Source organism: Noviherbaspirillum sp. (genome assembly GCF_035627455.1).
Taxonomy (GTDB): Bacteria; Pseudomonadota; Gammaproteobacteria; order Burkholderiales; family Burkholderiaceae_D; genus Noviherbaspirillum.
Window position 1 is genome coordinate 1 of sequence record NZ_DASPLS010000104.1, and the last position, 13,064, is coordinate 13,064.

Genomic DNA, 13,064 nt, shown 5'->3' on the forward strand with positions numbered 1-13,064 from the left:
CGGCAAGGTATTGACCGGCGGCGTGGACGCTAATGCTCTGCAACGTCCGAAGCGCTTCTTCGGCGCGGCACGTAACGTGGAAGAAGGCGGCTCGCTGACCATCATCGCCACCGCCCTGATCGAAACCGGCAGCCGCATGGACGACGTGATCTATGAAGAATTCAAGGGTACCGGCAACATGGAAGTGCATCTCGAGCGCCGCTTGGCCGAGAAGCGCGTCTACCCCGCAATCAACCTGAACAAGTCGGGCACCCGTCGCGAGGAACTGCTGATCAAGCCGGACCAGCTGCAGAAGATCTGGATCCTGCGCAAGCTGCTCTACGGCATGGACGAGATCGAGGCGATGGAGTTCATCCTCGACAAGATGAAGGCGACCAAGAACAACGCCGAGTTCTTCGAAATGATGCGCCGCGGCGGCAGTTGATCCGGCAGGCCGGCATGCAGGAAGGGCGCAGCGATGCGCCCTTTTTTGTTTCCCGGACACCCCTGCCTCTATCGCAAGCCGCTGATTCTATTGTATAATCCCGGGTTTTCACCCCGGCAAGTGGCTGGCAATCGGGTCGAGAAGCATCAGGGACCGACGAAGTGCCGGTTGGCTACCAAACCAAGCAGAGGAAAACATGAAAGAAGGCATTCACCCGAACTACCGCGAAGTCGTGTTCCAGGACATGTCCAACGACTTCAAATTCATCACCCGCTCGACCATCGAGACCCGGGAAACCATCAACTTCGAAGGCAAGGACTATCCGCTGATCAAGCTGGAAGTGACCGCGGAATCCCACCCGTTCTACACTGGCAAGCACAAGATCGTGGACACCGCCGGCCGCGTGGAAAAGTTCCGCCAGAAGTTCGGCAACCGCGGTTCCAAGACTGCGGCAGCAGGCTGATTACCTGGATTGCATCGAAAAGGCAGCTTCGGCTGCCTTTTTTGTTTTCCGGTTGTCGATCGGCTATCGATTCCGCTGCGCGCAGGAGGATCCGGCGCTCGCCCGGCGCCACTTTCCCCCGTTGCGCGGCGGACGCCATGTCAGCCTCTTTCCGCCCTGCAATTCCCACTTTTGCGGCACAATATCGCCCACGCCAATAAGAACAAGCCAGCCACCCGATGAAGCCAGTCCGTCTTCCCGCAGCCGCCACGAATGCGCTTCCTCGCCGGGTCCTGTTTGCGCTTTGCCTGCTGTATATCCTGCCCGGCCTGTTCGGCCGCGATCCCTGGAAAACCGAAGACGCCGCCGCCTTCGGCGTGATGTGGACCATGGCGCACGGCGGGCTGGAAGACTGGCTGTGGCCGCACATCGTCGGCTTGCCGGCCGCGGACAAGGGGCCGCTGGCCTTCTGGCTGGGCGCATTGTGCATCAAGCTGTTCGGCTGGGTGATCGGCGATACGCTGGCGGCGCGCATCACGACCGCCGGTTTCTTCCTGCTCGGCTCGCTTGCCGTCTGGTACACCACCTATCTGCTCGGCCGGCGCCCGGAGGCCCAGCCGCTGCGGCTCGCGTTCGGCGGCCAGCCGGAGCCCAGCGACTACGGCCGCACCCTGGCCGACGGCGCGCTGCTGATCTATCTCGGTTGCCTCGGCCTGCTGTTGCACAGCCACAGCACCAGTACCGAAGCGCTGCAAGTGTCGATGGTGGCGCTGTCGCTCTACGGCGCCACGCGCCTGTTCGAGAACCGCACGGTCGCGGCGGCCGCCCTGCTCGGCATCGCGTTCGGGCTGTCCATCCTCGCGCGCGGCTGGGTCGTCCCGCTCGCGCTGTGGCTGGGCCTGATGGTGCTCGCATCCCTGCGCGACCGCGCGCTGGTCTGGCGGCTGACCCTCGTCACGCTGCCTGTCGCGGTATTCATCGCGGGCCTCTGGCCGCTCGCGTGCAAGCTGGTGATGCCTTTCAACAGCTCGCCGTATGACGCGTGGATGTTGTGGAACTATCGCCAGGTAGGCTTGCCCTCTTGGAACTCCTTGCGCTTTACCTTCAAGAACGGCATCTGGGCGGCCTGGCCCGCCTGGCCTTTCGCCGGCTGGGCATTGTATGCATGGCGCCGGCAGTACCAGGCGCCGCACATCACCCTGCCGTTGACCTTCTTCATCGCGACCGCCGCCCTGGCGCTGCTCAGCGCCCGTCCCGACGAAGGCGTCCTGCTGCCGATGCTGCCGCCGCTGGCCATCCTTGCGGCATTCGGCTTGCCGACGATGAAGCGCGGCGCGATCAATGCGGTGGACTGGTTCTCGGTGATGACGCTGACCACCTGCGCCGCCTTCATCTGGCTCGGCTGGATCGCCAAGCAAACCGGCTGGCCGGCGCAGCTGGCCAAGAATGCGTTCAAGCTGGCCCCCGGTTTCAAGCCGGAATTCAACCTGGTCGCCTTCCTCGCCGCCCTCGCCGGCACGATAGGCTGGTTCGTGCTGGTGCACTGGCGCGTGTCGCGCCGCCCTTCCGTATTGTGGCGGGCGGTCGTGCTGTCGTCAGGCGGCGTGATCCTGTGCTGGCTGCTGCTCATGACCCTGTGGCTGCCATGGATCAACTATGGCAAGAGTTACGCCGGCGTCGGACGCCAGATAGCGGAAAAGCTGCCTGCCGGCAGCTATTGCGTCGAGGCCAATGTCGGCCCCGCGCAGCGCGCTTCCTTTGCCTACTTCGGCGGCGTGCCGTTCGCGCAGTTCGAAGGCGGCCGCTGCAATTATTTCCTGCTTCAGGACAACAGGCGAAACAAGGACGAGGTGAAACTGCTCCAACGGCCGGGCGAGCAATGGCGCTTGCTCTGGGAAGGCCGCCGGCCTTCCGACCGTGATGAACGTTTCCGCCTGTATCAGCGTGTAAATTGACGCAACGATCCGACTCCCTCACCCTGCGCATTGCCACTCTTGCCTGGCCGATCCTGATCGGCCAGCTTGCCGTGATCGCCAACGGCGTCATCGATACTGCGATGACTTCGCGTTTCTCGGCCACCGACCTTGCCGCGCTGGCAATCGGAACCTCCATCTATATCAGCGTCTTCGTCGGCCTGAACGGGGTGCTGGCGGCGATCGCGCCGATCATCGGCCAGTTGTACGGCGGCGGGCGTTTCAGTGACATCGGCGCGGAGGTCAAGCAGGGCGCCTGGCTTGCGTTGTTCCTCACGCTCGCGGGTTGCGCATTCCTGCTGTTCCCGCAGCCGCTGCTGTCGCTGGCGCAGGCCTCGCCCGCGCTCAACGAAAAGGCCACGCTGTACCTGCGTACGCTCGCGCTGGCGTTGCCCGCGACCATGGGATTTCGCCTGTACGCATCGCTCAATACCGCCATCGCCCGGCCGAAGATGGTGATGTCGCTGCAGCTCGCCGCGCTGGTGCTGAAGGTGCCGCTCAATGCGCTGTTCATCTTTGGCGGGTTCGGCTTGCCGGCGCTGGGCGGGCCGGGCTGCGCGGTCGCGACCTGCATCACCGTGTGGCTCACCTTCGCGGTCGGCTACCTGATCCTGCGCCTCGATCCGTCCTACAGAGAGTTCCGCATCTTCGGCAGCGGCTTCGCTCCGCCGCAATGGCGCGCGCAACGCGAGCTGCTCACGCTCGGCATCCCGATGGGCCTGAGCTACCTGATCGAAGTCACCGCGTTCACCTTCATGGCGCTGTTCATCGCCCGGCTCGGCGACACGGCCGTTGCCGGGCACCAGATCACCGCGAACTTCGCCACCGTGCTCTACATGCTGCCGCTGGCGATCGCCAGCGCGACCGGCACCCTGGTAGCGCAATCGATCGGCGCGCGCGAACTCGACACCGCGCGCCGGGTCGGCTTCGCCGGCATCCGGCTGGCGGCCATCCTGTCGGTCAGCATCGGCTGCATCGTATGGGCCGCGCGCGGCCTGATCGTGCGCGCCTACACGCCGAACGAAGCGATCATGACGACCGCATTGCCGCTGTTTGCCTTCATCGCGTTTTACCAGCTGTTCGACTCGGTCCAGGTCACCACCGCATTTGTGCTGCGTGCGTACAAGGTGGCTGTTATTCCCACCGTGATGTACGCCGTCGCGTTATGGGGTGTGGGTCTGGGCGGCGGTTATGTGCTGGGACTGAATCCCTTCCAGATCAGCCCGCCGGCGCTGCAGGGGGCCGCCGGCTTCTGGATGGGCAACAGCGCCAGCCTGGCGCTGGTGGCGGCTGGCCTGCTCTGGTACCTGCGCCTCGTGCAGCGCAATGCCGCCGCCTGACGCGCCGCATCTGCACTACCTCCCATATCCATGGCATGGCAAAGCGCCGCGCCTTGCTATTTAATGTTCGTTGACCCTCCCTTTCTCCCGTCAACGACATGTCCTACGCCGATTACAAGATGCGAAAGGCGATGCGCGTCCTTTCGGAATCAAACGGACAACGCCGGAAGTGGCTTGCGAGCGCGGAGTTCTATCTGTTCAGCAGGCTCGGCGCGGACGAGGTCCCGGCCGTGGTGAGGCCGCGGTTTTCCGCGTTCCGCGAGCTCGTCGGGAGGCTGGAAGCCAGGTGCGACACCAGGCCGTTGTACGCCGCGCTGGATCACCTGTCCGATGGCGAAGCAGAACAGCTGGTCACCGCTTTCGAAGCACTCCACGCGGCATGGCCTGCAGCCGACCTTCCCTGAGCGCTCAGAGCGGCTGCGCTTACCCACAACAACTGTGGTCAAGTCTGTGGATAAGCCGGGAGAAGCTTTCCTATCTCCATGATATGCAAGGAAATTATTGCGTTGATGAAAATCAAAGCATTACCCGGGATATCGATTTCATCAATGAAAGCCCGCCTTGCGGCGCTATGCTTGTAGCGCCTTTCACGGGCTCTTCCTTCGATAGCCGCCACCACTACGGGAAACATATGAAAACCTTCCTTGCCGCCGCCTTGATCGCATTGCTGTCCGGCTGCATTTCCTCTCCGTCCGAGCTCTATGGCATCCACCAGATCCCGACCGAGCAGGCGACCAAGCAGAAAAACAAAGGCTGAGCGCGAAAGCCGGGGCCATCAACGGGAACAAACTGTATAAAAAGACAGTCTTTCTATCGCGACCTGCCGTGCGGCAGGCTGAGTTTTTTTCAGGAGAAAGCGATGGACAAGCGAACCCAGCAGGATGCGCAGGACAGCAACATGGTGAAGGATCCGAAAGACTGGACCACTGGCGACGAGCCGATGACCGGCGCGCAGAAGTCCTATCTCAAGACGCTCTCTGAGGAAGCGGGCGAACCGATGGATGAAGAACTGACGAAAGCCCAGGCGTCCGAGCGTATCGATGAATTGCAGCAAAGGACAGGCAGAGGGACACAGGAAGGAACGAAGCACTGACCGCGGGTTGCCCCGCCCTGGAGGGCGGGGCAAGCCAGGCCGGTCAATGGAGCGGCGTTGCGCTCTGTCCGGCTTGCTGCGTCGCAGACTGCATGCCTTGGAATGCCTTCAGTGCAGCGGCGGTATCGTTGTATTGCTCGAAGCGGCATACCTTCCCGTCGCGTACCGTGAAGATGTGTACCCATGGATTGTCGTAGGTCTGCCCGGTCGCCCTGACGGTCCAGCGCGAGCGCCCCATCACCGCGACTCTGTCATCCTCGGCAATCATGGTCTGCGGTTCGAACAGCTGGGCTTCCTGGGAGCGGTCCAGTTCCGTGAAATACTGCGCCACTTCCTGCTTGCCGCGGTGTATGCCGGCAAACGGCAATTCGTCGTGCTCGGCGCTGACCCATTCGATGTCATCGGTCAGCAGTTCAAGCAAGCCGGCAATATCCTTGCTCTGGAAGCGCTGGTAGCCCTGCATGGCCAATTGCTTGAGTTCCTGGTTGTTCATGCTTACCTCCTTCGATACAAGGCCTCGCACCGAAACAATTTGCGCACGTTCGCGGCTGTGGCGGGCGCGCTGCATGCCACACGCAATGCATCCGCTGCGGTCGCGAGAATGCACAACTTGTGACTGCGCGAGACCTAACCATCCCCTCGTCCTCACCTCACGATCACCATAGGCGGCGAGCGCGCGGTGCGCTTACGCGAGATCAAATACCGGCAGCGTAATTGCGTGCCTGCGCTCGTCCCCGAATCCCGCCGCCATCCGCCTCCCATACTTGCAGGGTGGAAGCTTATTGAATATCAATACTTTTCCTGCTTCGGTACGGTTCAATACCGATGTAATAGATGGTAACAAATTAACGAATGACTTCAGGACAAAGCCGGGCCGGCCAGCACTCCTCCGGCACCCTTGCCTCTGTCCGGAATGCTCGTCCCTTTGATAGTCAGACAAGGCAGCGCGCAACACATGTGGTCCTATTCCGAACGCGCCATTACCAGTCAGGAAAGCAGTTCGCCGTGCCCGGCTGACGCCGGCGAGACCCTGATGATCAGCTGTACCCGCCTCGTCGTGGCCGCCGGTATCCTGCTTACGGTGTATGTGATGCCGGCGCAACTGAATGCCGACAATGCGGCGAGCTGGTATTTCCTGTCCGCCTTCGGATTCTACAGCGCGATCCTTTGCCTCCTCGCCGCCACGAACAGCGCGCTTGCCGGCAGCAGAGTGCTCCAGTGGCTCGACCTCGTGTGGATTTCGGGCATCGTATTCCTTACGCACGGCGTCAACAGCATCTTTGCGCCGGTGTTCTTTTTTGTGATTTTATCGGCCGCTTTCCGCCGGGGTGGCGAAGAAGGCGCGCGCATCACGCTCGCGTCGGCGGTGCTGTTCATCGCCGGTGCCGCGGTGCCGGTATCGAGCCCGGATTTCGCGCGCCTGCTGCTGCGCACCGTCTTCCTCCTTGCGTTCGGTTACATGAGCGCGAAATGGGGAGAATCGAAAGTACGCGCCGTGCGGCGCCTGGCGCTGCTGCGCGAAGTCATGAAACCGGCGAATCCCCGCTTTGGCACCGATCACGCGATCGCCGCCCTGATGCAAAAAACCATGCGTTTTTTCAAGGGGCGCAAATGCATCCTGGTGGTACAGGAAAAAGGCTCGCCTTCCTGCATCTTGCATGCCGCCGAGGATGGCACTGACAAGCGCGCGGTTACGGCCAAGCCGGTGACGGCGACGGCCGTCAAGCCGCTGACGGCGTTCCCGTGGGGGCAGGCCCTCGTCTACAGCAAGTCGCGCAGCCAGGCGGCGTGTTACGGAAAGGCGTTCGGATGCGAGCACGCCGGGGAGCGCTGGGAAAAGCAGGATTCGGAACCGGCGGAAAGGGTCGCGGACCTGCTCGAGGCCAATCACTTCATCAGCGTTTCCTTCGAGCTGGGAAAAAAGAACGCGCGCCTGTTCGTGCTCTCTGACGCCATCGCCTTCACCAGGACCGATGCGCTCTTTCTCGGCCAGGTCGTCGAGCAGGCGCTCCCTGCGATCGAAAACATCGAACTCGTCGACCGCATGGCATCGGAAGCGGCAGTCCGGGAGCGGCAGAAAATCGCGTGGGACCTGCACGACATGACCATCCAGCCATATATCGGCCTGAAGCTGGCCTTGCACGCGCTCCAGCACAAGGCGGAACCGGGAAACCGGCTCGCGGACGACATCGAAAAACTGATCGCGATGACGGAACAGGTGATCGGCGACCTGCGCCGTTATGCGCGCTCGTTCAACCAGGCGGCCGGGCCGCGCGAAATCCTGCTCAGTTCGCAGTTGCGCAAAAAGGCGGCGCAACTGAAGGAATTTTACGGCATCGAGATCGACATCACGGTGGACGAAGCCATGTCCCTGAGCGACCGCCTTGCGGCCGAATTACTGCACATCATTCACGAAGGGCTGAGCAACATCTGCAAGCATACCGGCGCGCAGCGTGGAAGCGTGAAGGTCCGGAACGCCGGCGGCACGATCCACATCGACATTGAAAACGAGAATACCCGGCAACCGTGGTCCCCGTTTGCGCCGCGCTCCATCTCGGAGCGCGCCACGCAGCTGGGCGGGAAGACGCGGGTACTGCAAGGTCCTGACGGCAGCACGGTTGTGCATATCGAAATTCCGATTTGAACTGGATCAGACAATGAATGGCACAAGAACAACGATCCGCGTGATGGTGATCGACGACCACCAGACCATGCTGTGGGGGCTGGAAAAACTGATCGAGGGTGAAGAACCGCGCATGAAACTGGTGGCAACCGCGACCAGCTGCGGAGAAGCGCTTGCGAAGGCGCAGGACGCGGCGCCGGACGTCATCCTGCTCGATCTGGACATTGGCGGCGAAAGCGGCCTCGACATCCTGCCGGCGCTGCTGTCCGGCCGGGCGACGCAGGTGCTGATCCTGACCGGTGCGCGCGACCAGATGACGCTCGATTCCGCGGTCCTTCTCGGGGCGCGCGGCGTGCTGCGCAAGGATGCGCCGGCGCAGCAGGTGCTGAAAGCGATCGAAAAGGTGCACCAGGGTGAACTGTGGCTCGACCATAACACTGTGGTCCGCATGTTCGGGCAATTGATCAATCCCACCGAAACTAACCGCACCGCGCCGCAGAACAGCCCGCACGGCACGCTGACTGCCAAGGAACGGACCATCGTGCGGGCGATCGTCGAGGAAAACGGCGCCTCGAACAAGGTGATCGCGAAAAAGCTGTGCATTTCCGAGCATACCCTGCGCAACCACCTGACTTCCATTTATCAAAAGCTGGGCGTCGGCAACCGCCTCGAGCTCTACGTCTACGCGGTCCAGAACCGGTTCGACAATTCCCCCCGGACACCGGTCAAGGACGCCTACCGCAGCCGCACTGTCGATCCGGCCGCCGCGCTCGTCGCCGCGCTGCGGCGCTCGCCGGTGCAGTAACGCCGGCGGAAACGTGAAGCGGCCGGTCGGCAAGACCGACCCGTCGCGCCGCTTCACAAAGAACCCTTCGTGATCATTGGCAGCAAGGTCCGGACGATCTGGATGATCGCGGGCCCCATGATGACCATGATGATCGACGGGAAAATGCATACCACCAGCGGGAACAGCATCTTGGTCGGGATCTTCGCGGCCAGTTCCTCGGCGCGTGTCTGCCGCTTGTGCCGCAGCTCGTCGGAAAACACCCGCAGGGAATCGCCGATGCTGGTGCCGAACTTGTCCGCCTGGGTCAGCATCGCGGCAAACGTCGCCACCTCTTCCACGCCGGTGCGCAGCGCGAGGTTGCGCATCGCTTTCTCGCGCGTGGCGCCGACCCGCATTTCCAGGTTGGTCAGGTGCAGTTCCTCGGCCAGCGCCATGCTCTTCATCCGGATTTCGTCGGCCACTTTCACCATCGCCGCATCCAGCCCCATCCCCGCTTCCACGCAGACGAGCATCAGGTCGGCGGCATCGGGGAAGGTCTCGAAAATCTCCCTTGTCCTGGACTTTACCTGCAGGTACAGCAGGATGTTTGGCAGGTAGCAGCCCGCGAGGGCGGCCACCAGCAACCAAAACAGCATCACTTGGCCACCCGCATGGCCTGAAGCCATGAGCAAGAAATATGCGGCCCCGGCAAACAATAGCGGCAAGGCTGACTTGGCGCCAAAGTAGAGCAGCCGCGCGTCGGCGTGCCGGATTCCGGCATTGAGGAACTTGAGCCTCAGCGGTGAAGTATCCCAGTCGCCCTCCGGCATCGACAGCTTTGCGAACGGCGCGACCACGGTGCTGGCCGCTTCGATCCAGTTGCCCTTTTCCTCGGGGCCGGCCATCGTCCGCAGCCGCTGCTGCGTCCTGGTCGGCACCAGCAGGAAATACAAACCCGCGCACGCCAGCACGACGGCAAGAAAGATGAGTATCGAGAGCATCAGCATGGGCTTGCCTTTCTAAACGCGGATCTTGATGATCTTGCGCAGGATGAGGACGCCGACCGCCATCAGCGTCAGCATGTACTCGATGATCGCGATGCCGATCGGGTCGGTCCACAGGCGCGACATGAAGGCGGGATTGACGAGATTCAGGAGCCCCGCCATCGCGAACGGCATGATTCCCAGGATCCACGCCGAAAGCCGCCCTTCCGCCGACAGCACCCTGACCTTGGCGACAAGCTTGAGCCGTTCGCGGATCAGCCGGCGCAGGTTGCCGAGCACCTCGGTCAGGTTGCCGCCCGACTCGCGCTGGATCAGCACCGAAACCACGAAGTAGCGCAGGTCGGCGACCGGCACACGCTCGCTCAGGTTGGTCAGTGCCTGCTGGAGCGCAACGCCGAAATTGATTTCGTCGTGGGTCGTGCGGAACTCGCTTGCGATCGGTTCCGGCAACTCTTCGCCGGCCATCTGCAGGCTGGAGGAAAACGCATGCCCCGCGCGCAAGGCGCGGATGATCAAATCCAGCGCTTCGGGAAGCTGCTGTTCGATCTGGACCAGGCGCAGGCGGCGCTTGCGTTGCACATACAGCAGCGGGAGGACCGAAGCGGCAGCTCCCGCCGCCAGGCCAACCAGGAAGGGACGATGCGCAACCGAGGTCACGATCATGCAGACGGCGCCTCCAAGCGCCGCGCAGGTCAGCAGCAGGCGCGACACCGTCCAATTCATGCCCGCCTGGTAAACGGTTTTTTGCAGCACATGCACGCTCGGCACGCGCAGCAGCCAGCGCTCGAGCACGGGGACATCGCTCAGCATGCGCTGCTTGATCAGCCAGGTCTGCCGGCTGTTGTCGTGCGAAGCGCCGAGCGCCTGCAGGCGCCTTTCGATGGTTCCGGCTTCCGGCCGGCGATAGGACTTCCACATCAGGTACAGGCTCTCGACCAGGAGCGTGACGGCGACGAAAACAAGGACGGAGACAATGAGAAAGGAGTTGCCCCCAAGGATGTCTGGCATCTGGCCTTCCTCCTATTGAAAGCGCCGCGCCGGGTCGAACATCGCGTCAGGCAGGGCGACGCCGAACGAACGCAGCCGGTCCGCAAACTTGGGCCGGATTCCGGTGGCCTGGAAATACCCCTGAACTTCGCCGTCCACGCCGATGCCGGTCTGCCGGTACGCAAAGATTTCCTGCATCGTGATGATGTCGCCTTCCATGCCGGTGATCTCCTGGATGCTGGTGATCTTGCGCTTGCCGTCCGGCAGGCGCAGCGCCTGGATCACGACGGTGATGGCGGACGCGATCTGCTGGCGCGCGGCGCGGTGCGGCAGGTCGAGGTCAGCCATGCCGATCATGTTTTCCAGCCGTGCGAGCGCATCGCGCGGGGTATTGGCGTGGATGGTGGTGAGCGATCCTTCATGGCCGGTGTTCATTGCCTGCAGCATGTCGACCGCTTCCGCGCCGCGCACTTCGCCGATCACGATCCGGTCCGGCCGCATCCGCAGCGCGTTGCGCACCAGCGCGCGCTGCGACACCTCGCCGCGGCCCTCGATATTCATCGGCCTCGTTTCCAGGCGCACCACATGCGGCTGCTGCAGCTGGAGTTCCGCGGCGTCTTCGATGGTAATGATGCGTTCGGACTGCGGGATGTAACCGGACAGGATATTGAGCAGGGTCGTCTTGCCCGCGCCGGTGCCGCCGGAAATGAGCATGTTCACCTTTGCCACGCACAAGCCCTCCAGCATCGCCGCCATCTCCGGCGTCAGGCTTTTCAGGTCGTGCACCAGGTTGTCCATCTTGAGCGGAATCTGCGCGAACCGGCGGATCGACACCATCGGCCCGTCCAGCGCAACCGGCGGGATCACCGCGTTCACGCGCGAGCCGTCCGGCAGGCGCGCATCGACCATCGGACTGGACTCGTCGATGCGCCTGCCCACCAGCGACACGATCTTGTCGATGATGCGCATCAGATGCTGCTCGTCGTTGAAGGTGACGTTGGTGAGTTCCAGCTTGCCGCCGCGCTCCACGAAGATGCGGTGATAAGAGTTCACCAGGATGTCCGAGACCGCCGGATCGGCCATCAGCAGCTCGAGCGGGCCGAAGCCGAACATTTCATGCTGGATGTCGCGGATCAGCAGGCGCCGTTCGATGTCGTTGAGCGCGGCCTGCTCCTCCTGCAGCAGGCGCTCCACCATGCCGGCGATTTCGTGCCGCAGCCTTTCCGGCGGCAGGGTTTCCAGCACCGCCAGGTCGAACTTGTCGACCAGCTTCAAGTGGATCCTGCCCTTCAAGGCCTTGTACGCCTCGCTGGCTCCGCCGCTTTCCGTGCGCGCCATCGTTTCCCTGGGCGCGGTATTCAGTTTTTCCCGCAACGACATGGTTTGTTTGCTCCGTGATTAGACGCAGGTTCAGGACTGGTGGGCCGGACGTTGCGCGGCGGCCGGGGCGCGCCTGAACAGCCGGCCGAGCAGCCCGGTGCTTTCTTCCTTCCTCGGACTGATCTCCATCGACAGCGCCGCAAGGCCTTTGGTGACGGCGCTGGAGCGCGCACGCTGCGGCAAGGGCTCGCCATGATTGATTGCCGCATTGACCTCCTTGTATGAATTCGGCACCGTGTGCAACGTCGTCACGCCCAGCAGCCGGCGGATGTCGTCCAGGCCGACCTCCCCGTGCTTTTCAAAGCGGTTGACGATGATTTCGGTTTTCTCGGACGGATAACCGAGCCCGGCGAATGCCGCCAGCAGCCTCTTCGCATTGCGCAGCGCGGGCAGGCCGGTCTGCAGCACGGGGAAGATCCGGTGTGTGCGGTCGAGCGCCTTGATCGACAGCGTATCCAGGTTGCGTCCCAAGTCGAGCAGGATGAAGTCGTATTCGCTGGCCGCGAGGTCGAGCACGGCTTCGACATGTTCCGCTGCGATGTCCACCGCCTGGGACGGCTCTTCCGGCGCAGCCAGTACCGAGTAATTCGGCGTGACCTTCACGGTGCTCGCTGCCAGGAAGGAAGCATCGAGCCGGTGGATGTCGCGCGCGACGTCGGCCAGCGTCGAGGCGGGCTTGCCGTCGTGGATGAAGGACAGCGCATCGCCGAATTGCAGGTTCAGGTCGATCAGCAGCACGCTGTGCGATTCCGCCAGCTGATATCCGAGATTGGTCGCGAGAAAGGTGCTGCCGCTTCCGCCCTTGCAGGGCATGAAGGCCAGGACCTTGCCCGCCGCCTTGCCCTGCGCTCCCTTGAGCTTGGCGGCGACACGAGTGACGGCCGCTTCCAGCGCGCCGGCAGGCACCGGGGACGGCAATACCTCGCGCACGCCGGCACGCATCGCGTTGATCAGGAACTCCGGCGTCTGCGTCGCGCACAGCAGGATCACCGCGGTTTTCGGGTAGTCGGTGGTGAACTGTTCGATCTGGCC

At 62.9% G+C, this 13,064-nt stretch carries 13 protein-coding genes and 1 pseudogene; 9 read left to right on the top strand and 5 right to left on the bottom strand.

Translation table 11 applies throughout. From position 1 onward, the window contains the following. The 7 genes and pseudogenes from rho to VEC01_RS19925 form a co-directional block, all read left to right on the top strand. Positions 1 to 424 (top strand): annotated as a pseudogene (gene rho, locus VEC01_RS19895) (transcription termination factor Rho); the annotation flags it as partial. 196 nt (positions 425 to 620) lie between these two features. Continuing rightward, positions 621 to 887 carry a type B 50S ribosomal protein L31 gene (locus tag VEC01_RS19900; RefSeq protein WP_324902658.1) on the top strand — a complete coding sequence of 89 codons (267 nt, stop codon included), beginning with the start codon at positions 621 to 623 and terminating at the stop codon, positions 885 to 887. Positions 888 to 1,105: 218 nt separating this feature from the next. Further along, the gene (locus VEC01_RS19905) at positions 1,106 to 2,821 is read left to right on the top strand and encodes a glycosyltransferase (protein ID WP_324902659.1); all 1,716 of its coding nucleotides are present in this window, start codon (positions 1,106 to 1,108) and stop codon (positions 2,819 to 2,821) included. Then, on the top strand, positions 2,818 to 4,179 hold the full coding sequence (locus tag VEC01_RS19910) for an MATE family efflux transporter (protein WP_324902660.1): 1,362 nt from the start codon (positions 2,818 to 2,820) through the stop codon (positions 4,177 to 4,179). The genes VEC01_RS19905 and VEC01_RS19910 overlap by 4 nt, the downstream gene beginning before the upstream one ends. Positions 4,180 to 4,277: 98 nt before the next feature. Next, positions 4,278 to 4,583, top strand: a complete 306-nt coding sequence (locus VEC01_RS19915) for a hypothetical protein (protein WP_324902661.1) — start codon at positions 4,278 to 4,280, stop codon at positions 4,581 to 4,583. A 227-nt stretch (positions 4,584 to 4,810) separates the two neighbouring features. Continuing rightward, entirely contained in the window at positions 4,811 to 4,936 is a 126-nt protein-coding gene (locus tag VEC01_RS19920) for a hypothetical protein (protein WP_324902662.1), read from the top strand. Positions 4,937 to 5,038: 102 nt separating this feature from the next. Beyond that, complete coding sequence (locus tag VEC01_RS19925; protein ID WP_324902663.1) at positions 5,039 to 5,272, top strand: DUF3072 domain-containing protein; 234 nt, start codon at positions 5,039 to 5,041, stop codon at positions 5,270 to 5,272. Positions 5,273 to 5,315: 43 nt separating this feature from the next. On the opposite strand, the gene VEC01_RS19930 is transcribed toward VEC01_RS19925, so the two are convergent. Beyond that, the gene (locus tag VEC01_RS19930; RefSeq protein WP_324902664.1) at positions 5,316 to 5,765 is read right to left on the bottom strand and encodes a nuclear transport factor 2 family protein; all 450 of its coding nucleotides are present in this window, start codon (positions 5,763 to 5,765) and stop codon (positions 5,316 to 5,318) included. 462 nt (positions 5,766 to 6,227) lie between these two features. Here VEC01_RS19930 and VEC01_RS19935 point away from each other — a divergent pair, with 462 nt between their 5' ends. Further along, positions 6,228 to 7,916 carry a sensor histidine kinase gene (locus VEC01_RS19935; protein WP_324902665.1) on the top strand — a complete coding sequence of 563 codons (1,689 nt, stop codon included), beginning with the start codon at positions 6,228 to 6,230 and terminating at the stop codon, positions 7,914 to 7,916. 13 nt (positions 7,917 to 7,929) lie between these two features. Continuing rightward, the gene (locus VEC01_RS19940) at positions 7,930 to 8,700 is read left to right on the top strand and encodes a response regulator transcription factor (protein WP_324902666.1); all 771 of its coding nucleotides are present in this window, start codon (positions 7,930 to 7,932) and stop codon (positions 8,698 to 8,700) included. Between the two features lie 53 nt (positions 8,701 to 8,753). Here VEC01_RS19940 and VEC01_RS19945 read toward each other — a convergent pair whose 3' ends face one another. The 4 genes from VEC01_RS19945 to VEC01_RS19960 all read right to left on the bottom strand — a co-directional run. Continuing rightward, positions 8,754 to 9,668 (bottom strand): type II secretion system F family protein, encoded by a 915-nt coding sequence (locus VEC01_RS19945; RefSeq protein ID WP_324902667.1) that lies wholly within the window; start codon positions 9,666 to 9,668, stop codon positions 8,754 to 8,756. Positions 9,669 to 9,680: 12 nt separating this feature from the next. Next, the gene (locus tag VEC01_RS19950) at positions 9,681 to 10,673 is read right to left on the bottom strand and encodes a type II secretion system F family protein (protein WP_324902668.1); all 993 of its coding nucleotides are present in this window, start codon (positions 10,671 to 10,673) and stop codon (positions 9,681 to 9,683) included. Between the two features lie 12 nt (positions 10,674 to 10,685). After that, positions 10,686 to 12,032: a CpaF family protein gene (locus VEC01_RS19955; RefSeq protein WP_414691479.1), complete on the bottom strand. Its 1,347-nt coding sequence runs from the start codon at positions 12,030 to 12,032 to the stop codon at positions 10,686 to 10,688. A gap of 30 nt (positions 12,033 to 12,062) precedes the next feature. Then, on the bottom strand, positions 12,063 to 13,064 hold a 1,002-nt coding region (locus tag VEC01_RS19960; RefSeq protein ID WP_324902669.1), incomplete at its 5' end, for an AAA family ATPase.

What these genes read in the sequence shown, in the direction of transcription:
- VEC01_RS19900 (WP_324902658.1), top strand. Translation starts at nt 621, where the DNA reads ATGAAAGAAGGCATTCACCCGAACTACCGCGAAGTCGTGTTCCAGGAC.
- VEC01_RS19905 (WP_324902659.1), top strand. Translation starts at nt 1,106, where the DNA reads ATGAAGCCAGTCCGTCTTCCCGCAGCCGCCACGAATGCGCTTCCTCGC.
- VEC01_RS19915 (WP_324902661.1), top strand. Translation starts at nt 4,278, where the DNA reads ATGTCCTACGCCGATTACAAGATGCGAAAGGCGATGCGCGTCCTTTCG.
- VEC01_RS19920 (WP_324902662.1), top strand. Translation starts at nt 4,811, where the DNA reads ATGAAAACCTTCCTTGCCGCCGCCTTGATCGCATTGCTGTCCGGCTGC.
- VEC01_RS19925 (WP_324902663.1), top strand. Translation starts at nt 5,039, where the DNA reads ATGGACAAGCGAACCCAGCAGGATGCGCAGGACAGCAACATGGTGAAG.
- VEC01_RS19930 (WP_324902664.1), bottom strand. Translation starts at nt 5,765, where the DNA reads ATGAACAACCAGGAACTCAAGCAATTGGCCATGCAGGGCTACCAGCGC.
- VEC01_RS19935 (WP_324902665.1), top strand. Translation starts at nt 6,228, where the DNA reads ATGTGGTCCTATTCCGAACGCGCCATTACCAGTCAGGAAAGCAGTTCG.
- VEC01_RS19940 (WP_324902666.1), top strand. Translation starts at nt 7,930, where the DNA reads ATGAATGGCACAAGAACAACGATCCGCGTGATGGTGATCGACGACCAC.
- VEC01_RS19945 (WP_324902667.1), bottom strand. Translation starts at nt 9,668, where the DNA reads ATGCTGATGCTCTCGATACTCATCTTTCTTGCCGTCGTGCTGGCGTGC.
- VEC01_RS19950 (WP_324902668.1), bottom strand. Translation starts at nt 10,673, where the DNA reads ATGCCAGACATCCTTGGGGGCAACTCCTTTCTCATTGTCTCCGTCCTT.
- VEC01_RS19955 (WP_414691479.1), bottom strand. Translation starts at nt 12,032, where the DNA reads ATGTCGTTGCGGGAAAAACTGAATACCGCGCCCAGGGAAACGATGGCG.